The organism is Ralstonia pickettii, assembly GCF_000607165.1.
In the GTDB taxonomy this organism is placed as follows: domain Bacteria; phylum Pseudomonadota; class Gammaproteobacteria; order Burkholderiales; family Burkholderiaceae; genus Ralstonia; species Ralstonia holmesii.
The window spans coordinates 1-19,365 of record NZ_JFZG01000026.1 but is presented as its reverse complement, the minus strand read 5'-3'; the positions used below and the strand labels follow the sequence as shown (position 1 = coordinate 19,365).

17 protein-coding genes are annotated in these 19,365 nt (G+C 63.6%); 9 read left to right on the top strand and 8 right to left on the bottom strand.

All coding sequences use genetic code 11. The features are described 5' to 3' along the window. Positions 1-56 precede the first annotated feature (56 nt). The 3 genes from BG83_RS0123655 (at position 57) to BG83_RS0123645 (ending at position 3,348) form a co-directional block, all read left to right on the top strand. Entirely contained in the window at positions 57-551 is a 495-nt protein-coding gene (locus tag BG83_RS0123655) for an NUDIX hydrolase (RefSeq protein WP_024979072.1), read from the top strand. Next, positions 548-1,660 (top strand): tRNA 2-thiouridine(34) synthase MnmA, encoded by a 1,113-nt coding sequence (mnmA, locus tag BG83_RS0123650; RefSeq protein WP_024979071.1) that lies wholly within the window; start codon positions 548-550, stop codon positions 1,658-1,660. The genes BG83_RS0123655 and mnmA overlap by 4 nt, the downstream gene beginning before the upstream one ends. An 89-nt stretch (positions 1,661-1,749) precedes the next feature. Then, a complete protein-coding gene (locus tag BG83_RS0123645; RefSeq protein ID WP_024979070.1) occupies positions 1,750-3,348 on the top strand; it encodes an FMN-binding glutamate synthase family protein in 1,599 nt (532 codons plus the stop codon). Between the two features lie 19 nt (positions 3,349-3,367). Here BG83_RS0123645 and BG83_RS0123640 read toward each other — a convergent pair whose 3' ends face one another. Continuing rightward, entirely contained in the window at positions 3,368-3,976 is a 609-nt protein-coding gene (locus BG83_RS0123640) for a glutathione S-transferase (protein ID WP_024979069.1), read from the bottom strand. Positions 3,977-4,215: 239 nt separating this feature from the next. On the opposite strand from BG83_RS0123640, the gene purB reads away from it, so the two are divergent. From purB to BG83_RS0123620, 4 genes are all read left to right on the top strand, one after another. Beyond that, on the top strand, positions 4,216-5,589 hold the full coding sequence (gene purB / locus BG83_RS0123635; RefSeq protein WP_024979068.1) for an adenylosuccinate lyase: 1,374 nt from the start codon (positions 4,216-4,218) through the stop codon (positions 5,587-5,589). A gap of 263 nt (positions 5,590-5,852) precedes the next feature. Next, positions 5,853-6,434: a cytochrome b gene (locus BG83_RS0123630; protein ID WP_024979067.1), complete on the top strand. Its 582-nt coding sequence runs from the start codon at positions 5,853-5,855 to the stop codon at positions 6,432-6,434. A 98-nt stretch (positions 6,435-6,532) separates the two neighbouring features. After that, a complete protein-coding gene (locus BG83_RS0123625; protein ID WP_024979066.1) occupies positions 6,533-7,105 on the top strand; it encodes a YceI family protein in 573 nt (190 codons plus the stop codon). Between the two features lie 64 nt (positions 7,106-7,169). After that, positions 7,170-7,766, top strand: coding sequence for a YceI family protein (locus BG83_RS0123620; RefSeq protein ID WP_024979065.1), 597 nt, complete (start codon positions 7,170-7,172; stop codon positions 7,764-7,766). 97 nt (positions 7,767-7,863) lie between these two features. Here BG83_RS0123620 and secF read toward each other — a convergent pair whose 3' ends face one another. The 5 genes from secF to queA form a co-directional block, all read right to left on the bottom strand. Then, positions 7,864-8,835 carry a protein translocase subunit SecF gene (gene secF / locus BG83_RS0123615; RefSeq protein WP_024979064.1) on the bottom strand — a complete coding sequence of 324 codons (972 nt, stop codon included), beginning with the start codon at positions 8,833-8,835 and terminating at the stop codon, positions 7,864-7,866. A gap of 78 nt (positions 8,836-8,913) precedes the next feature. Then, positions 8,914-10,803 (bottom strand): protein translocase subunit SecD, encoded by a 1,890-nt coding sequence (gene secD / locus BG83_RS0123610; protein ID WP_024979063.1) that lies wholly within the window; start codon positions 10,801-10,803, stop codon positions 8,914-8,916. Between the two features lie 111 nt (positions 10,804-10,914). Further along, entirely contained in the window at positions 10,915-11,247 is a 333-nt protein-coding gene (gene yajC, locus BG83_RS0123605; RefSeq protein WP_024979062.1) for a preprotein translocase subunit YajC, read from the bottom strand. Positions 11,248-11,352: 105 nt separating this feature from the next. Further along, a complete protein-coding gene (gene tgt, locus BG83_RS0123600; RefSeq protein WP_024979061.1) occupies positions 11,353-12,504 on the bottom strand; it encodes a tRNA guanosine(34) transglycosylase Tgt in 1,152 nt (383 codons plus the stop codon). A 2-nt stretch (positions 12,505-12,506) separates the two neighbouring features. Then, positions 12,507-13,568 (bottom strand): tRNA preQ1(34) S-adenosylmethionine ribosyltransferase-isomerase QueA, encoded by a 1,062-nt coding sequence (queA, locus tag BG83_RS0123595; protein ID WP_024979060.1) that lies wholly within the window; start codon positions 13,566-13,568, stop codon positions 12,507-12,509. 131 nt (positions 13,569-13,699) lie between these two features. Between queA and recG the strand changes: the two genes are divergently transcribed. After that, entirely contained in the window at positions 13,700-15,847 is a 2,148-nt protein-coding gene (gene recG, locus BG83_RS0123590) for an ATP-dependent DNA helicase RecG (protein ID WP_037032428.1), read from the top strand. 20 nt (positions 15,848-15,867) lie between these two features. On the opposite strand, the gene BG83_RS0123585 is transcribed toward recG, so the two are convergent. Both BG83_RS0123585 and BG83_RS0123580 read right to left on the bottom strand, forming a co-directional pair. Continuing rightward, the gene (locus BG83_RS0123585) at positions 15,868-16,887 is read right to left on the bottom strand and encodes a sensor domain-containing diguanylate cyclase (RefSeq protein ID WP_024979058.1); all 1,020 of its coding nucleotides are present in this window, start codon (positions 16,885-16,887) and stop codon (positions 15,868-15,870) included. Positions 16,888-17,075: 188 nt separating this feature from the next. Continuing rightward, complete coding sequence (locus BG83_RS0123580) at positions 17,076-18,239, bottom strand: metallophosphoesterase (protein ID WP_024979057.1); 1,164 nt, start codon at positions 18,237-18,239, stop codon at positions 17,076-17,078. Positions 18,240-18,392: 153 nt separating this feature from the next. Between BG83_RS0123580 and BG83_RS0123575 the strand changes: the two genes are divergently transcribed. Further along, positions 18,393-19,340, top strand: a complete 948-nt coding sequence (locus BG83_RS0123575; RefSeq protein WP_024979056.1) for a LysR substrate-binding domain-containing protein — start codon at positions 18,393-18,395, stop codon at positions 19,338-19,340. Positions 19,341-19,365: the final 25 nt, after the last annotated feature.

Genomic DNA, 19,365 nt, shown 5'->3' with positions numbered 1-19,365 from the left:
AGCGGGGAGGGCGGCCTCCAGCTACAATAACGCCTTGTTTTTGTTGCCTTTTTGCCATGAACCAAGCTGTTCGCTGGAAACCCAGTGTTACCGTTGCCGCCGTCATTGAACAAGATGGGCGCTTTCTACTGGTTGAAGAGCACACCGATGTCGGCTTGCGCCTGAACCAGCCTGCCGGCCATCTCGACCCGGACGAAAGCCTGGTCGACGCCGTCGCGCGCGAGGCGATGGAAGAAACCGCGTACAGCTTTGTGCCGACCGCGTTCCTGGGCTGCTACATGGCGCAGTTCCAACCGCCGCAGGGGGATCCGATCACCTATGTGCGGATGGCATTTACCGGCGAGCTCGGCCCCCAAGACCCGCGCCGCGCGCTGGACGACGGCATCGTCCGCACCGTCTGGATGACACCGGATGAAATCCGCGACGGCCGCGAACGCCACCGCAGCCCGTTGCTGCTCGCCTGCGTGGAAGACTACTTGGCCGGCAAGCGCTACCCGCTCGACGTCATCCATACGCACGCCAGTGTGTATGGGCTCGGAGGGCAGCCATGAGCAAGAAGCGCATCGTCGTCGGCATGTCCGGCGGGGTGGATTCGTCTGTCACTGCCTGGCTGCTCAAACAGCAGGGCTACGACGTAGTCGGCCTGTTCATGAAGAACTGGGAAGACGATGACGACAGCGAGTACTGCTCGACCCGGCAGGACTGGATCGACGTGGTATCGGTGGCCGACCTGATTGGCGTGGATGTGGAAGCCGTCAACTTTGCCGCCGAGTACAAGGACCGCGTATTTGCGGACTTCCTGCGCGAATATTCGGCTGGCCGCACACCCAATCCCGACGTGTTGTGCAACGCCGAGATCAAGTTCAAGGCCTTCCTCGATCACGCGATGGCGCTGGGCGCCGACACGATCGCGACCGGGCACTACGCCCGCGTGCGCGAGGTCGATGGCCGCTTCGAGCTGCTCAAGGCGTTCGATCACACGAAAGACCAAAGCTACTTCCTGCACCGGCTGAACCAGGCGCAGCTCTCGCGCACGCTCTTCCCGCTGGGCGAGATGCCGAAGACGAAGGTGCGTGAGATCGCCGCCGAGATTGGCCTGCCGAACGCCAAGAAAAAGGATTCCACCGGCATCTGCTTCATCGGCGAGCGGCCCTTCCGCGATTTCCTCAACCGCTACCTGCCGACCAAGCCCGGCCCGATCAAGACGCCCGACGGCAAGACCATCGGCGAGCACATCGGCCTGGCGTTCTACACGCTGGGGCAGCGCAAGGGCATTGGCATCGGCGGCAGCCGCGACGGCACCGGCGATGCCTGGTATGTGGCGCGCAAGGACATGGCGGCCAACACGCTGTATGTGGTGCAGGGTCACGATCACCCGTGGCTGCTGGCGCACACCGTGCATGCTGATGATCTGAGTTGGGTGGCCGGCCACGCACCCGCCGAAGGCGCCCATCTTGGCGCCAAGACGCGTTATCGCCAGGCGGATGCACCTTGCACGGTTGTACGCGCGGCAGATGGCGCGCTCACGCTGGCCTTTCCCGAGGCGCAATGGGCCGTCACACCCGGCCAATCCGCCGTGCTGTACGACGGTGAAATCTGCCTGGGCGGCGGCATTATTTCGGCTGCTGAACCGGCTCTCGTCGAAAAGGCGGTCGCCTAAGCGGTTTTCGCAACACTGCGTTGTGACGGCTGCGGCTGTTGCGGCACTCGTTTAAGCTTGCGCCCTGATTGTCTCCACACAGGGTTGTCATGCTGCCACGTCGCTACTGGGCCTTTGCGGGCGTTGTGCTGTTGTTTGCCGTCACCGCCGGGTTTGCGATAGCGGGGCGTCTGCATTGGGTGTGCGCGGTCATTCCGGGCATGCTCGTCATCCTGGGCGTGCACGACATCACGCAGACGCGCCATTCGGTGCTGCGCAACTACCCGCTCTGGGGCCATTTCCGCTTCCTGTTCGAGTTCATTCGCCCGGAGATCCGCCAGTACTTCGTTGAAGACGATACGGACGAAAAGCCCTTCTCGCGTGCCCAGCGCAGCATCGTCTATCAGCGCGCCAAGGGCGAAGTCGATAGCCGGCCGTTCGGCACCGAAGTCGATGTGAAGGTGCCGGGGCACGAGTGGATCGGCCACTCGCTGGCGCCCACGCGCATCGCCTCGTCGGACTTTCGCGTGATGGTGGGCGAGGGCCGCGCCAAGCCGTATTCCATGTCGGTGTTCAACATCTCGGCGATGAGCTTTGGGGCGCTGTCGGGCAATGCCATTCGGGCGCTCAACCGTGGCGCGAAGCTCGGCAACTTCATTCATGACACGGGTGAGGGTTCGATCTCGCCGTACCACCGCGAAGAGGGCGGCGACCTGATCTGGGAAGTGGCGTCGGGCTACTTCGGCTGCCGTGACGCCAATGGCCGCTTTGATCCGGACCGCTTTGCCGAGCAGGCGCGCAGCCCGCAGGTGAAGATGATTGAGGTGAAGCTGTCGCAGGGCGCCAAGCCGGGGCACGGTGGCGTATTGCCTGCTGCCAAAGTGACGCCCGAGATTGCCGCCACGCGCGGCATTCAGATTGGCAAGGACTGTATTTCGCCAGCCGCGCATTCGGAGTTCAGCACGCCGCTGGGGCTGCTGCAGTTTGTGGATCGGCTGCGCACGCTGTCGGGCGGCAAGCCCACTGGCTTCAAGCTGTGCATCGGACATCCGTGGGAGTTCTTCGGCATTGTCAAGGCGATGCTGGAGTCGGGCATCCTGCCGGACTTCATCGTCGTCGACGGCGCGGAGGGCGGCACGGGTGCAGCGCCGCTCGAATTTACGGACCACGTCGGCACGCCGCTGCAGGAGGGGCTGCTGCTGGTGCACAACACGTTGGTGGGTGCCAATCTGCGAGACAAAATCAAGATCGGCGCGTCGGGCAAGATCGTCACGGCGTTTGACGTGGCGCGCACGCTGGCAATGGGTGCCGACTGGTGCAACGCTGCGCGCGGCTTCATGTTTGCGCTCGGCTGCATCCAGGCGCAGAAGTGTCACACCGACCGCTGCCCGACCGGCGTAGCAACACAAGATCCGTCTCGCCAGAAGGCGCTCGTGGTGCCCGACAAGGCCGAGCGCGTGCATCAATATCACGCGCACACGTTGCATGCGCTGCTGGAACTGACGCAGGCGGCCGGCTTGCAGCATCCGGCGGATTTTCGCGCGCACCACATCGTGCGGCGCGTGTCGGGCAACGAGGTGCAGTTGCTCTCCGCGCTGCTCAAGTACCTGGAACCCGGCGACCTGCTTGCGGGGCGGTACCGCTATCAACTCTATGAGCGCTACTGGCCGATGGCCCAGGCCGAACGGTTTGATCCGGTGGCCGTGTAACGCTCGTGAGTTTCCGTTGCTACTGCGGCTGGGTTTCCATGAAACTCGGCCGCTTTTCAATGCGCGCGTAGAACGTCGCCAGGTTGGCGTGACGTTCGCGCCAGTCGATCTGCGGCTGGCGGAAGTCCAGGTAGGCAAGCGCGCAGCCCACGGCGATGTCGGCCAGCGTCAGGTGGTTGCCGTTGCACCAAGTCTTGTCGGCCAGGCCTTGCGACATGGCTTGCAGCGCCTGATCGATCTTGTGGGTCTGGCGCGCGAGCCACGTTTCGCTGCGTTGCTCGGGCGTGCGCTGCGTATGTTCGATGCGCAGCATGAGCGCGGCGTCGAGCAGGCCGTCGGCCAGCGCCTCCCAGCAGCGGACTTCCACGCGTTCGCGGCTCGAGGGCGGAATGAGGCGCGCCACCGGCGAGAGCGTATCGGCGTATTCCGCAATCACGCGCGAGTCGAATAGGGCGCCGCCGTCGTCCATCACCAGGCAGGGCACCTTGCCCAGCGGGTTGAACTGGTGGATTTGCGTACCTGCGCTCCACACGTCTTCCAGCACGAACTGGTAGTCGATTTTCTTTTCAGCCAGGACGACGCGCACCTTGCGGGTGTACGGGCTGGCATGCGATCCGATCAGTTTCATAGGCGTGTCATGTTGGAGGCGGAAGTATAGCTGCGCACTTTCCCGAGTGCGCCGCGCGGCGCCTGAACCCGACTCAACCAAACGGAGGCTTGCTTTAGGCCGGATTGGCCATGAAAGACAGGTGCCGGGTGGTAAAATCGCGGGCTCGCTTGGGTGCGCGTATGCACCTTGGTTCAACGCGCAACGCCGCGTCCGGGTTGTCCGGATTGAGATTCCCTTCACATTTTTCCCCGCCTGCCATGTCGTCGCTTTCTGCCCTGACCGCTCTGTCTCCCATCGATGGCCGCTATGCTGCCAAGGCCGATCCGCTGCGCGAGTGGCTGTCGGAAGCCGCTTTCATGCGCAACCGCGTGAAGGTGGAGGTGCACTGGCTGATCGCCTTGTCGCAGGCCGGCCTGGCCGAGATTCCGCGTTTCTCGGCGGCCGCCGAAGGCGCACTGCTGGCCCTGGTCGAGAACTTTGCCGAGGCAGACGCCGCCCGCATCAAAGAGATCGAAGCCGTCACCAACCATGACGTGAAGGCTGTCGAATACTGGATGAAGGAGCGCGTGAAGGGCAACGCCGAGCTGGAAGCCGCCAGCGAGTTCATCCACTTCGCCTGCACGTCCGAAGATATCAACAACACCTCGCACGGCATGATGCTCAAGGGCGCGCGCGATACGGTGATCGTGCCGACGCTGCGCCGCGTACAGGCTCGCCTGGTGGAACTGGCGCATGCCAATGCCGACGTGCCGATGCTGTCGCGCACGCACGGCCAGCCGGCCAGCCCGACCACGCTGGGCAAGGAAATGGCCAACGTGGCCGCCCGCCTGGACCGTGCCATCCGCCGCGTCGAAGCCGTTGAACTGCTGGGCAAGATGAACGGTGCCGTGGGCAACTACAACGCGCACCTGTCGGCATATCCGTCGCTGGACTGGGAAGCCTTCTCGAAGAACGTGATCGAGACCCGCCTGGGCCTGACGTTCAACCCGTACACCATCCAGATCGAACCGCACGACTACATGGCCGAGCTGTTCGACGCCGTGGCCCGCGCCAACACGATCATCCTGGATCTGGATCGCGACGTCTGGGGCTACATCTCGCAGGGCTACTTCAAGCAGAAGACCAAGGCCGGCGAGATCGGCTCGTCGACCATGCCGCACAAGGTCAACCCGATCGATTTCGAAAATTCTGAAGGCAACGTCGGCCTGGCCAACGCGGTGCTGCGCCATCTGTCGGAGAAGCTGCCCGTGTCGCGCTGGCAGCGTGACCTGACGGATTCGACCGTGCTGCGCAACATCGGCGTGGCGTTCGGCTACAGCCTGCTCGCGTACGACGCCTGCCTGCGCGGCATGGGCAAGCTGGAAACCAACCCCGCCCGCTTGGCCGAAGACCTCGACGCCTGCTGGGAAGTGCTGGCCGAGCCGGTGCAGACCGTGATGCGCCGCTACGGCATCGCCAACCCGTATGAGCAGTTGAAGGAACTGACGCGCGGCAAAGGCATCTCGCGCGAGGCGCTGCGTGAATTTATCGGCACGCTGGCGATTCCCGAAGACGCCCGCAAGTTGCTGCTGGACATGACGCCCGGCAGCTACATCGGTAAGGCTGAAGAACTGGCACGCCGTATCGCCTGATTGTTGCAAAAATTTGGTGGTGCCGTGTGAAGAACGGCCCGCTCTCGAATCCGAGGGCGGGCCGTTTTGCTTGGTGTCTTCCGAAGAACCTTTCGGCGGGCCGCTAGTATTAGTATGCCTAGTCAATCAAAAAATTTGAATTGCTTGATGAACTTCAGGCGGCCTTGGCCGGTCGGATCGCGCAAATAATGCACAATCGTTTGGCGCCGTGGTCTTACCCACAGGCGCCGCCTACTGAGCGCTCAAAAACACAGAGGGAACCGATGTCACAAGCCGCCCACTCGAATCTCGCCACGCGCGGCGCCGCTGACCACGGCGCCTATGCCAAGCCCGCGATTGCGATGCACTGGATCGTCGCCCTGCTGATCTTCGCGGCCTTCGGGCTCGGTTTGTACATGACCGATATCCCGGGCTTTACGCCAACCAAGCTGAAGCTGTTCTCGTATCACAAATGGATTGGCATCACGGTGCTGATCTTTGCGGTGCTTCGCGTACTGTGGCGTCTGACGCACCCCGCCCCGGGGCCCGTGCCGGGCATGCCGAAGTGGCAGCACGCCGCCGCGGAAGCCGCACACGTCGGGCTGTATTTGCTGATTCTGGCGGTGCCGCTGACCGGCTATCTGCTGAGCGTCGCAGCCGGGGTCAAGGTTGTCTATCTTGGCCTGTGGGAACTGCCGATGCCGTTCGACAAGAGCGATGCGCTGAAAGACATCTTCAGCATGGCGCACGAATGGCTGAACTGGACCATGGCGGCTATCGTCGTGCTGCACATTCTGGCCGCGCTCAAGCACCACGTCGTCGATCGTGACGGCACGCTGCGCCGCATGGCGCCTTTCCTCCGCTGATTTCCAAACACGCCGGTGCACGGTGTGTGCCGGCGCTCTGCCTTTCCATCCTGACCAAGACTGCCGGCATGACCCGGCCTGACCGAAGGAGTCTGATGATGAAACGTTTTGTGCGCCCCCGCGCCATTGCCCTGGTTGCTGCCGGCGCGCTATCGATCGCTGCCGTATCGGTATCGGCCATCGCCCAGGTCGATGCCGCCAAGAGCAGCGTCACCGCCACCGGCAAGCAGCTCGGTGTGCCGATGGACATCAAGTTCGGCAAGTTCGACGCTGCAGTCAATTACAACCCGTCCAACGTGGCTGCATCGACCGCGAAGGTCGACATCGACGTGACGAGCGTTGACGTCGGCAGCAAGGAATACAACGACGAACTGAAGAAGAAGGACTGGTTCGACACCGCCAAGTACCCGAAGGCGACGTTCGTATCGTCCGCATTCAAGCCCGGTGCAGGCGGCAAGGTCGATGTGATCGGCAAGCTGACCATCAAGGGCGTCACGCAGGACGTGACGGCACCGGTGACGTTCAAGCAGGACGGTGCCAATCAGATCTTTGAAGGCGCGCTGCCGGTCAAGCGCAACGTATTCAAGGTGGGTGACGGTGAGTGGAAGGACACGTCGGTTGTCTCGGACGACGTAACGATCAAATTCCGCGTCGTCATCGCCAAGAAGTAATCAGAAGTCTCAATCCAACGTTTTTCGGCCCTCGTGTGCCGCCTTTTATTCCGCAGGAGTTCTCATGAAATTGCGTATCCTCGTTGCCGCCCTGTCCGCTGTTGCCGCCACCGCCGCCTTTGCTGCCCCCGCTACGTACCAGCTCGATCCGAGCCATACGTACCCGAGCTTTGAAGCCGACCACATGGGCGGTCTGTCGAAGTGGCGTGGCAAGTTCGAGAAGTCCAGCGGCACCGTGACGCTGGATCGCGCAGCCAAGACCGGCAGCATTGACGTGACCGTGCAGACCGACAGCATCGACTTCGGTCTCGCCAAGATGAACGAGCACGCCAAAAGCGCCGAGATTTTCGACGTGGCCAAGTACCCGACCGCCTCGTTCAAGGGCAACTTCACGAAGTTCAAGGGCGACGTGCCGACCGAAGCCGAAGGCCAGTTGACGCTGCATGGCGTGACCAAGCCGGCCAAGCTGGAAATCGACGCGTTCAAGTGCATGCCGCACCCGATGCTCAAGCGTGAAGTCTGCGGCGCCGATGCCGAGATGAAGTTCAAGCGCGACGACTTCGGCGTCGATTACGGCAAGGCTTACGGTTTCAACATGGAAACCAAGCTGAAGATTCAGGTGGAAGGCATCAAGCAAGACACCAACGTCGCACAGCAGTAAGCCACGCGATCGCCACAGCCAAAGAAAAAGCCCCGCAGTTGCGGGGCTTTTTTGTTGCCCGAGGGATGAATCCTCGGGGCAGCGCGTAGCAGGGTCTTCAAACCTGCGCGCCAAAGTTCGGATCGTCTTCTTTCGGCCCACCGGCCTTCTTCTCAGACTTGACCAGGTCTTCGCGCTTGACGCCCAGCCACATGCACAGCGCAGCAGCCACAAACACCGACGAGTAGATGCCGAACAGAATACCGATCGTCAGGGCCACGGCGAAGTAGTGCAGCGTCGGGCCGCCGAATACCAGCATCGACACCACCATCATTTCGGTTGACCCGTGGGTGATGATCGTGCGCGAGATGGTGCTGGTAATCGCGTGATCGATCACCTCGTGCGTATTCATCTTGCGGTACTTGCGGAACGCTTCGCGGATCCGGTCGAAAATCACCACGGATTCGTTGACCGAATAGCCCAGCACCGCCAGCACCCCCGCCAGCACCGACAGCGAGAACTCCCACTGGAAGAATGCGAAGAAGCCCAGGATGATCACGACGTCGTGCAGGTTGGCGATCACACCCGCCACGGCAAACTTCCATTCGAAGCGGATCGACAGGTAGATCACGATGCCGATCACCACGAACAGCAGCGCCAGCAGGCCGTCGGTGGCGAGTTCCTTGCCGACCTGCGGGCCGACGAACTCAACACGCTGCAGCTTGGCGTCAGGGTTGGCGGCGTTCAGGGCCGTCATCACCTGCTGGCTTTGCACGGCCGAGGCGATGGGCTTGCCATCCGGACCGGTCTTGAGCGGCAGGCGGATCATCACGTCGCGCGAGGTGCCGAAGTTCTGCACCTGGGCGTCGGCATAGCCGAGCTTCTCAACGTCGCCGCGGATCTTCGGCAGATCGGCGGCCTGGGTGTAAGCGACTTCCATCACCGTACCGCCAGTGAACTCCACCGACAGGTGCAGGCCCTTGTGGAACAGGAAGAAGACAGCGGCGATAAACGTCAGGAACGACAGCGCGTTGAGAATCAACGCGTGCTTCATGAACGGAATGTCGCGGCGGATGCGGAAAAACTCCATGGTCTGCCCTTTGTGGCGACCGCCCCTTTTGTGCCGGGGGCGGTGCCGGTTATGCGAGATTCGTTGTGGGTGGCGTGATTACTTGGCGGGCGATTCTGTGTTCGCATTGCCCGGCTTCCACACCTGCCCGATGGCGACGCTCTGCAGCTTCTTCTTGCGGCCGTACCAGAGGTTCACGAGACCGCGGTTGAAGAACACTGCCGAGAACATCGACGTGCCGATCCCCAGGCAGTGCACGATCGCGAAGCCGCGCACCGGACCCGAACCGAAGGCAATCAGCGCCAGGCCGGCGATAAGCGTGGTCACGTTCGAATCGAGGATGGTCGCCCATGCACGGTCGAAACCGGCGGCGATGGCCATCTGCGGCGATGCGCCGCCGCGCAGTTCTTCACGCACGCGCTCGTTGATCAGCACGTTGGCGTCAATGGCCATACCGAGCGCCAGTGCGATTGCCGCGATACCCGGCAGCGTGAGCGTGGCCTGCAGCATGGAGAGCAGGGCGATCAGCAGGAACACGTTGACACCCAGGGCTGCCACCGAGAACGCACCGAACAGCATGTAGTACAGCACCATGAACACCGAGATGGCGAGGAAGCCGTACAGCGCTGAATCGAAACCCTTCTTGATGTTGTCGGCACCCAGCGACGGGCCGATGGTGCGCTCTTCGATGATCTCCATTGGCGCCGCCAGCGAGCCTGCGCGCAGCAGCAGCGCCAGATCCGAAGCTGCCTCGGTCGAGCCCATGCCAGTGATCTGGAAGCGCGAGCCCAGTTCTGACTGGATGGTCGCCACCGTCAGCACTTCGCCCTTGCCCTTTTCAAAGAGCACGATGCCCATGCGCTTGCCGATGTTGTCACGCGAGACATCGCGCAGCATGCGGCCGCCCTGGCCGTCGAGCGTGATGTCGACCGACGAGTTGTGATTCTGGTCGAAGCCGGCCGAAGCGCTGGTGATGCGGTCACCCGTGAAGATCACCTGCTTTTGCAGCAGCACCGGAGCGCTGCGGCCTTGCGTGAACAGTTCGTCGCCCAGCGGCACCGGATCGCCGGCACGCGGCACGAGCGGCGCGTTCGGATCTGCCAGGCGCGCTTCCAGTGTGGCGGTGCGGCCAATGATGTCCTTGGCCTTGGCCGTGTCCTGCACGCCGGGCAGTTGCACGACGATGCGGTCCGGACCCTGCTGCTGGATCACCGGTTCAGCCACGCCGAGTTCATTCACCCGGTTATGCAGCGTAACGATGTTCTGCTTGACTGCGTTGTCCTGCACTTCCTTCATCGCAGCGGCGGTGAAGGTACCGGTGAGCGTGGCGCCGTCTGCGCTCTTGTCCACGGTGTAGGCCAGTTCGCGGGTCGAATCGGCCAGCAGCGCACGGGCGCGGTCGGCCTCGTCCGGGGTGCTGAACTTGATCGTGATCGTGTTGTTGTTGCGGTCGATACCGTTGTGGCGGATACCCTTGTCGCGCAGTTGCGTACGGATGTCGCCGGCCAGCGAGTCGAGCTTCTTCGTCACGGCACCGTTCATGTCGACCTGCAGCAGGAAGTGCACGCCACCGCGCAAATCGAGGCCCAGGAACATCGGCTTGGCAAAGAACGGCGCGCCACTCAACCAGCGCGGCGAGCCCGGCAGCAGGTTCAGCGCCACGATGTAGGTCGGATCGGCTTGATCAGTGTTCAGGCCGCGCGCCAGGACGTCCTTGGCCTTGAGCTGCGTGTCGGTGTCGGCAAAGCGCACGCGCACGCTGGCGGAGGTTCCGTTGTTGTCGAAGAACACACCGTTGGGCTGAATGCTGGCCGCGGCCAGCAGGCTTTCGACCTGCTTTTGCACGTTCAGGTCGACCTTGACGGTGGCCTTGCCTGAAGACACCTGCACAGCAGGCGCCTCACCGAAGAAGTTCGGCAGCGTATAGAGGAACCCAATGGCAAGCGCCACCAGGATCACAATGTATTTCCAGAGCGGATAGCGATTCATCTTGGAATGCAGAGAGGCGACGCCGAGAGGCGCGGGCGCGGATTCTTAGAATAGGCGCTGCCTGGGGTTCCGGCGCCAGCGCAATCGTGCGCGGCGCCGGGATGGGCCGATTTACAGTGCCTTGAGCGTGCCCTTGGGCAGCACGGTCGTCACGGCGCTCTTCTGGACGGTGATTTCGGTGTTGGCAGCGATCTCCACGGTGACGTACTGCTCAGCCACCTTGCTGACCTTGCCCAGAATGCCACCGGCGGTGACGACTTCGTCGCCCTTGGCCAAGGCTTCGAGCATCGCCTTGGTTTCTTTCTGGCGCTTCATTTGCGGGCGGATCATGATGAACCACAGCACCACGAACATCAGGATGATGGGCAGGAAGCTCATCAGGCCACCCGCGGCACCACCAACAGCCGGTGCAGTTTGCGCGTAAGCGTCGGAAATCAGGAACACGTCAGAACTCCGTAATGGTTCGTCAATCGGTCAAAAATCGGACCCGACATTCTACCATTGCGGTGCCGCGGCAAATGGGCGCGCCTGGCGCCCTGTGGAGCGGGGTTACAGCGCCCCGCGCGCGCGGTCTGCGGCAAAGCGCGCCTGGAATGCGGCAAAGCCGTGCGACTCGATGGCGGTGCGCATCTCGGCCATCAATTCCAGGTAGTAATACAGGTTGTGGATGGTGTTCAGGCGGGCCCCCAGGATTTCGCCGACGCGCTGCAGATGGTGCAGGTAAGCGCGCGAGAAGTTGCTGCAGGTGTAGCAGCCGCAGGTCTCGTCCAGTGGGCGCGGATCGTTGCGGTGTACCGCGTTTTTGATCTTGATGTCGCCGAAGCGGGTGAAGAGCCAGCCGTTGCGCGCGTTGCGGGTCGGCATCACGCAGTCGAACATGTCGATGCCGCTGGCAACGCCCGCCACCAGATCTTCCGGCGTACCCACGCCCATCAGGTAATGCGGCTTGTTGGCAGGCAGACGCGGTGCCACGTGCTGCAGCACGCGCATCATGTCTTCCTTGGGCTCCCCGACCGACAGGCCGCCGATGGCGTAGCCGCCGAAACCTTCGCCGCCTGCATCGGCGTCAATTGCTTGCAAACCGGCAAGCGATTCATCGCGCAGGTTCTCGAACATGCCGCCCTGGACAATGGCGAACAGCGCGTTCGGATTCTTCTCGCGCTCGAATTCGTTGCGTGAGCGTTGCGCCCAGCGCAGGCTCATGCGCATCGAGGCGGCGGCTTCCGCCTCGGTGGCGGGGCGATCGCCGATCTTGTACGGCGTGCATTCGTCGAACTGCATGACGATGTCCGAGTTCAGCCGGCGCTGGATCTGCATCGAGATCTCGGGCGACAGGAACAGCTTGTCGCCATTGATGGGCGATGCAAACGTCACGCCTTCTTCGGTGATTTTGCGTAGATCACCCAGCGAAAAAACCTGAAAACCGCCGGAATCGGTCAGGATGGGCTTGTCCCAGCCATTAAAGCCGTGCAGGCCCTTGTGCGCGTCCATCACTTCCAGGCCGGGGCGCAGCCACAGGTGGAACGTGTTGCCCAGGATGATCTGCGCGCCGATGTCCTTCAGCTCCGCCGGCGACATCGCCTTGACCGCGCCATAGGTGCCCACCGGCATGAAGATGGGCGTTTCCACCACGCCGTGGTTCAGGGTCATGCGGCCGCGTCGGGCGAGGCCATCGGTGGTGAGCAGTTCGTACTTGAGCATGGTCAGAGCGATTGGGGTTCGCCGGATTCGGATGGAGCGCGCGTCAGCAGCATGGCGTCGCCGTAACTGAAGAAGCGGTAGCGCTGGGCGATGGCGTGCTGGTAGGCGCCTCGGATGGCGCTCATGCCGGCAAATGCCGATACCAGCATCAGCAACGTCGATTTTGGCAGGTGGAAATTGGTCACCAGCATGTCGACGGCGCGGAACTGGTAGCCGGGAGTGATGAAGATGTCGGTCTCGCCGCTGCAGGCATTGAGCGTGCCGTCTGGCTGCGCGGCCGATTCAAGCGCGCGCATCGACGTGGTGCCCACCGCGATCACGCGGCCACCGGCTGCGCGCGTGGCGCGGATGGCTTCAGCCAGTTCGGGCGTGATTTCGTACCACTCGCTGTGCATGCGGTGCTCGGCGATGTTTTCCACGCGCACGGGCTGGAACGTGCCGGCACCCACGTGCAGCGTGAGAAAGCCGCGCTGGATGCCCATGGCGTCAAGCTTGGCGAACAGCGCATCGTCGAAATGCAGGCCCGCCGTGGGTGCCGCGACGGCGCCCGGGTTGCGCGCATACACGGTCTGGTAGCGCGTCTCGTCAAAGCTGTCGGGGTCGTGCTCGATGTAGGGCGGCAGCGGCAGGCGGCCGTATTGCTCGATCAGATCCAGCGCCGGCTGCGGGAAACGCAACGTAAAGAACGGCTCGGCGCGGGGGCCGACCGTCACGTCAAAGGCGTCGGCCAGGCGAAGTGTGGTGCCCTCGACCGGTGATTTGCTGGAGCGGATTTGCGCCAACACGGTGTGCTCGTCCAGCAGGCGTTCGACGAGCACCTCGACCTTGCCGCCACTGGCCTTGTGGCCGAAAAAGCGTGCCTTGATGACACGGGTGTCGTTGAAGACGAGCAGGTCGCCGGGGCGCAGGTAGTCGACCAGATCGGCAAACTGGCGGTCTTCAAAATGTACGGCATCTTCCGCACGGCGGACGGCCAGCAGGCGGCTCGCGGTGCGGTCGGGCAGGGCGGTTTGTGCGATCAGCTCGGGCGGCAGATCGAAGTCGAAATCGGACAGCGTCAGCATGAAAAGTGGCGCAGACGTGGATTGCGCCAAGTGATGGTGGCGGGCGCCGGTACAATCGGGCGACTCGCAAAGTTCGCCATTGTAAACGCCCTGTGCCGCCTCGCGCCCGTTCCGCCACTGATGCTGCTCCTATGCCCGACGCTGATACTGCGCCGGCACCGAAGCCAAAACGCGCAGCCCCGGCAGACAAGCCAGCCAAGGCAGCAGCCAAGACCGCCCGCCCGGCGGACAAACTGGCCAAGCTTGGCCTGCACCGCGACGTCGATCTCGTCCTGCATCTGCCGATGCGCTACGAGGACGAAACCATGCTCCTGACCATTGTCGAAGCCACGGCCCGGGCCAATACTGGCTGGGCCGCGCAGGTCGAAGGCACGGTCACGCGCAATGAAGTGGCGTTCCGGCCGCGCAGGCAACTCGTCGTGCATATCGCCGATGACTCGGGCGAGCTGGTTCTGCGTTTTCTCAATTTCTACGGCAGCCAAGTCAAGCAGATGGCCGAAGGCGTGCGCCTGCGCGTGCGCGGCGAGGTGCGCGGTGGCTTCTTCGGCGCCGAGATGGTGCACCCGACCGTGCGCGCCGTGGCGGAAGATGAACCGCTGCCCGACCGCCTGACACCGGTGTATCCGAGCACGGCTGGTGTGGCGCAGGCCTATCTGCGCAAGGCGATCCTGAACGCGCTCACGCGCACGCCACTGCCGGAAACACTGCCGAACAGCCTCATCACTGGGCCGCTAGCGCCGCTCAAGCTGATGACGCCGGCCGATGCCGTGCGCCTGTTGCATCAACCGACGCCCGATGTCGACGAGCACAGCCTCGTCGAGCGTACGCACCCGGCGTGGCTGCGCATCAAGTTTGATGAACTGCTGTCGCAGCAGCTGTCGCTCAAGCGTGCGCAGGCCGCGCGTCGCATGCGCAATGCGCCCATCCTGCGCGACAGCGGTAAGGATGGGCTGCTCGCGCGCTTCATGAATGCGCTGCCGTTCAAGCTGACCGGCGCGCAGGCGCGCGTGTGGGAAGAGATCCGTGCCGACCTTGCGCACCCGTACCCGATGCAGCGGTTGCTGCAGGGCGACGTGGGTAGCGGCAAAACCGTCATTGCCGCGCTGGCAGCGTGTCAGGCCATCGACGCCGGCTGGCAGGCCGCCCTGATGGCGCCGACCGAGCTGCTGGCTGAGCAGCACTACCGCAAGCTTTCTGCGTGGCTGGAACCGCTGGGCGTGGACATCGTCTGGCTGGCCGGCAGTCTCAAGCGCAAGCAGAAGGACGAGGCGGCCGCGCGCGTGGCGGCTGGCACGGCGCAACTCGTGATCGGCACGCACGCGCTGATCCAGGACGCGGTCACGTTCGCGCGGCTCGGCCTGGCCGTGGTGGATGAACAGCATCGCTTTGGCGTGGCGCAACGTCTGGCGTTGCGGGGCAAGGCTGGCAATGGCGATGCGCCCGCCGCCAACGCCCAGGTGCCGCACCAACTCATGATGTCCGCCACGCCCATCCCGCGCACGCTGGCAATGACGTATTACGCCGATCTCGACGTCTCTGCCATCGACGAATTGCCGCCCGGCCGCACGCCCATCGTCACGCGCCTGGTGAACGATGCGCGCCGCGACGAAGTGATTGAACGCATCTACGCTGCCGCACGCGAAGGTCGGCAGGTCTATTGGGTTTGCCCGCTGATCGAAGAGAGCGAGGCGCTGCAGCTGCAGACCGCCGTCGACACCTTCGAGACGCTTTCCCAGAGTCTGGAAGGTTTGAAGGTGGGCCTCGTGCACGGACGTCTGCCATCCGCCGAGAAGGCCGCCGTGATGAGCGCCTTCGCCGGCGGCGAGCTGCACGTGCTGGTGGCCACCACCGTCATTGAGGTCGGTGTGGATGTGCCCAATGCCTCGTTGATGGTGATCGAGCATGCCGAGCGCTTTGGCCTTGCGCAGTTGCATCAGCTACGCGGGCGGGTGGGGCGCGGGACGGCGGAATCGGTGTGCGTGCTGCTGTATCAGGCGCCTCTGTCGCCGACGGCCAAGCAGCGTCTGCAGACCATGCGCGAGACCACCGATGGTTTCGAAATCGCCCGGCGCGATCTGGAGATCCGCGGCCCCGGCGAATTCCTGGGCGCGCGGCAGTCGGGCGAAGCCATGCTGCGCTTTGCCGATCTGAACCACGATGCTTGGCTCGTCGAATTTGCCCAAGGAGCGGCGGACGACATGCTGGCCCGCTTTCCAGAAGCCGTCGACACCCATCTCAAGCGCTGGCTGGGCGAGCGCGAGCACTACCTGCGCGTTTAAGGCCGGCGGCGCACAGTTTTTTAGTGCGCCAACTGGGCCTGCTTGCGCAAGCGCTTGGCGGTGTACATCTCGCGATCGGCCTGATCAAGCAGGGCCGTGATCTCGGTGCCGTCTTCGGGCATCACCGCCACGCCGATGCTCACGCGCAGATCCAGCGGCTGGCCTTCGAACACGTACGGTTGCTGCACCTCCTCAATGAGCCGCTCGCTTTGCGCCTGCGCATCGGCCCGCGCGACAATGCCCGGCAGGATCACGGCAAACTCGTCACCGCCCACGCGCGCCACCGTGTCGGAGCGCCGTGCAGTGCGGCCCATGCGCTGTGCGGTCTCGCGAATGGCTGCATCACCGGCACGGTGGCCATGGCGATCATTGATGAGCTTGAGATTGTCCATGTCGACATTGAGCACACCCAAGCCGCCATGCGCGCGTTGTGCCAGATGGATCGACTGCCGCAGGCGGTCATAGAACAGCGCGCGGTTGGGGAGGTCGGTCAGCGCGTCGTGCGTGGCGCGCAGATATAACTGATCACGCTCTGCGTTGGCGGCGTGGAACATGGCCGCCGCGATCAGCTCGGACATCAATTCCAACACGCTGATGTCGCTTTCGCTGAAGGCGCCTACCTCCGGTGCCACCAGCTTGAGCACGCCGACCGTGGTGTCGAGATGCCGCAGCGGCGTGACCACCATCGAGCGCAAACCCACGCGGCGACAGGCTTCGCGGTCGACGCGCGCGTCGGTTTCGGAGTCTGTGCATTGCAGGATTTCGCTGGTCTGCACGCACAGACCCGACAGGCTTCCCTTGCGCGCCAGGCGCAGGCCCAGCAGCGTTTCGGTCAGGCCCGAAGTGGCGCAGTACACCATCTCATCGCCTTCCGCCAATTCGACGACCGCCCCCGTCGCGCACGTCAGATGCTGTGCCCGCTCGGTGACCAGCGCCATGATCGCGCCCAGATCCGTGCCCAGCTTGGCGATCTCTGACTGTGCTCGCACGATTTCAAGGAGCGTGGCGGGGTTTTGCAGATGCGGGTGGTCGAACGGCATGAGGCGCGGCGCGGGTGTAGCAGTGAGTCGCGCGATTTTAGCCCGTCACCCGAACGGCATAGACCGAAATGTCGCCGGGTTGAGGCGCCGTTACAACTTTCGTATGCACTGCGGCGGTGCGGGCAGAATCGGCAGGCCGCAAGACGTTGAGGTCGCAGGGTTCTTCGTCGAATGCCCACTCTTAGGGTTTAGCCGACGGCCGGCTCCAGCCGTATCAGCGTGATCTCCGACGGCGCCCCGAACCGCTTGGGCGGGCCCCAATATCCCGTGCCTCGGCTGGTGTAGATCCACAGGCGCCCGAGCTTGTGCAACCCAGCCGTAAAGGGCTGCTGCAGCGGAACAAACAGGCTCCACGGCCAGAACTGGCCGCCATGCGTGTGCCCCGATAGTTGCAGGTCGAAGCCGGCCTCTGCAGCGGCAGGAGCGCTGCGCGGTTGATGCGCGAGGAGGATGGTGGGCGTCACGCCGGACGGCGACCCCGCCAGCGCCCGCGTCGGATCGCTCGCATGCGCAGCGTCGAACTTGCCAGCACTGAAATCGGTTACCCCCGCGATCACCAGCGGCGCGCCGTCGTGCTCAAGCACCGTATGCTCGTTCATCAACACCCGCATGCCGAGCCGCTCGAACTCAGACACCCAAGGGCCGACGCCCGAGTAGTACTCGTGATTGCCCGTCACCGCAAAAACGCCATGCCGAGCCGACATGCCGGCCAGCGGCGCGATATGCGGACGCAGCACGTCGACCTCGCCGTCCACCAGATCGCCCGTCACGGCGATGACATCCGGTTGCAGCGCATTGAGCCGGTCGACCACGCCGGCCACATACGCTCGCTTGATGGTGGGGCCGACATGCAGATCAGTGATTTGCGCGATGGTGAAGCCGTGCAGCGGCGCTGGCAGGTCCGCAATGGGCACCGTCACCCGAGCGACGCGGGGGATGCGGCGCGCATTGACATAGCCGATCAGCGTCACCAGCAAGGTGAGGGCGACGACGAGCAGGGCCGAGTCGTGGCGATAAGTCTGTGGCAGCGCGATCAGCGCAACGTCCCGCAGCAGCGTCAGGACCAGCAGCGACGAAAATAGGCCCATCAGCAACGCGCCAAACCAGCTCACGCGATCCGCCAGCGAAATCGGGCGGATCACGAAGCGCGCCGCCATCCCAGTCGGGATCATCACCGTCGATACGAGCAGGAAGATCACGCCTGCAGCCCAGCCAGCGCCGTTCCAGCCCAGATCCGGCAGGAGCCGCCATCCGATGTAGAGGTGCAGCGCTGCCATGAGCGCCACTGTCGTTGTCAGAAAGCGGCGCCTGCCGCGGGGCAGGGATCGGCTGCCGTTAGGTTCGTCACTCATGCTGGGGCGGCTCCTTATTGTTTCGTTGAAACGCATTCACGGAAGATGGGGCGGATGGCAGCGTTGTCAATGCCGGGGCCGCCGTTCGAACTCCAAGCAACATCGCACGTCCCTTGGTAAAATCTATCGATATCCCCAAGCCGATTGATCGTCATGACGCTCACTGAACTGAAATACATCGTCGCCGTCGCGCGGGAACGCCACTTTGGGCGTGCCGCCGAGGCCTGCTTCGTCTCGCAACCGACGCTGTCGGTCGCCATCAAGAAGCTGGAAGACGAACTGGCCGTGCAGATTTTCGAGCGCGGCGCGTCGGAAGTGAGCGTTACGCCTGTCGGCGAGCAGATCGTCACACAGGCGCAGCGTGTGCTTGAACAGACGATGGCGATCCGCGAGATCGCCAAGCAGGGGATGGACCCGCTGGCGGGGCCGCTGCGCCTGGGGGTGATCTACACGATCGGGCCGTATCTGCTGCCCTCGCTTGTCAAGCAGATGATCGACACCGTCCCGCAGATGCCGCTGATGCTGCAGGAGAACTTCACCGTGCGGCTGGTGGAGCTGCTCAAGCAGGGCGAGATCGACTGCGCCATCATGGCCGAGCCGTTTCCCGAGGCTGGTCTGATGACGGTGCCGCTGTACGACGAGCCCTTTGTCGTGGCGGTGCCGCGTGGTCACGAGCTGGCCAAGGCGTCGTCGGTGGACCCGGAGGCGCTCAAGCAGCAGACCATGCTGCTGCTGGGCAACGGGCATTGCTTCCGCGACCACGTGCTGGGCGTCTGCCCGGAGTTGTCGCGCTTTTCGCAGAACGCGGACGGTATCCAGAAGACGTTCGAAGGTTCGTCGCTGGAGACGATCCGCCATATGGTTGCCAGCGGTGTGGGCATTACGGTGCTGCCGCGTACGTCGGTGCCGAGCATGCAGCCTGCCGCCACCGACCTGCTGAGTTACGTGCCGTTCCAGGAGCCGGTGCCCGACCGCCGCGTTGTGCTGGCATGGCGCAAGAGCTTCACTCGCATCGCTGCGATTGAAGCGGTGGCCAAGGCGGTCGCGCAATGCAAACTGCCCGGCATCAAGCTGTTGCCGCCCACCCCGCTGATTCACTGATCCTCCGTGGTGCCAGTTGGCCGTC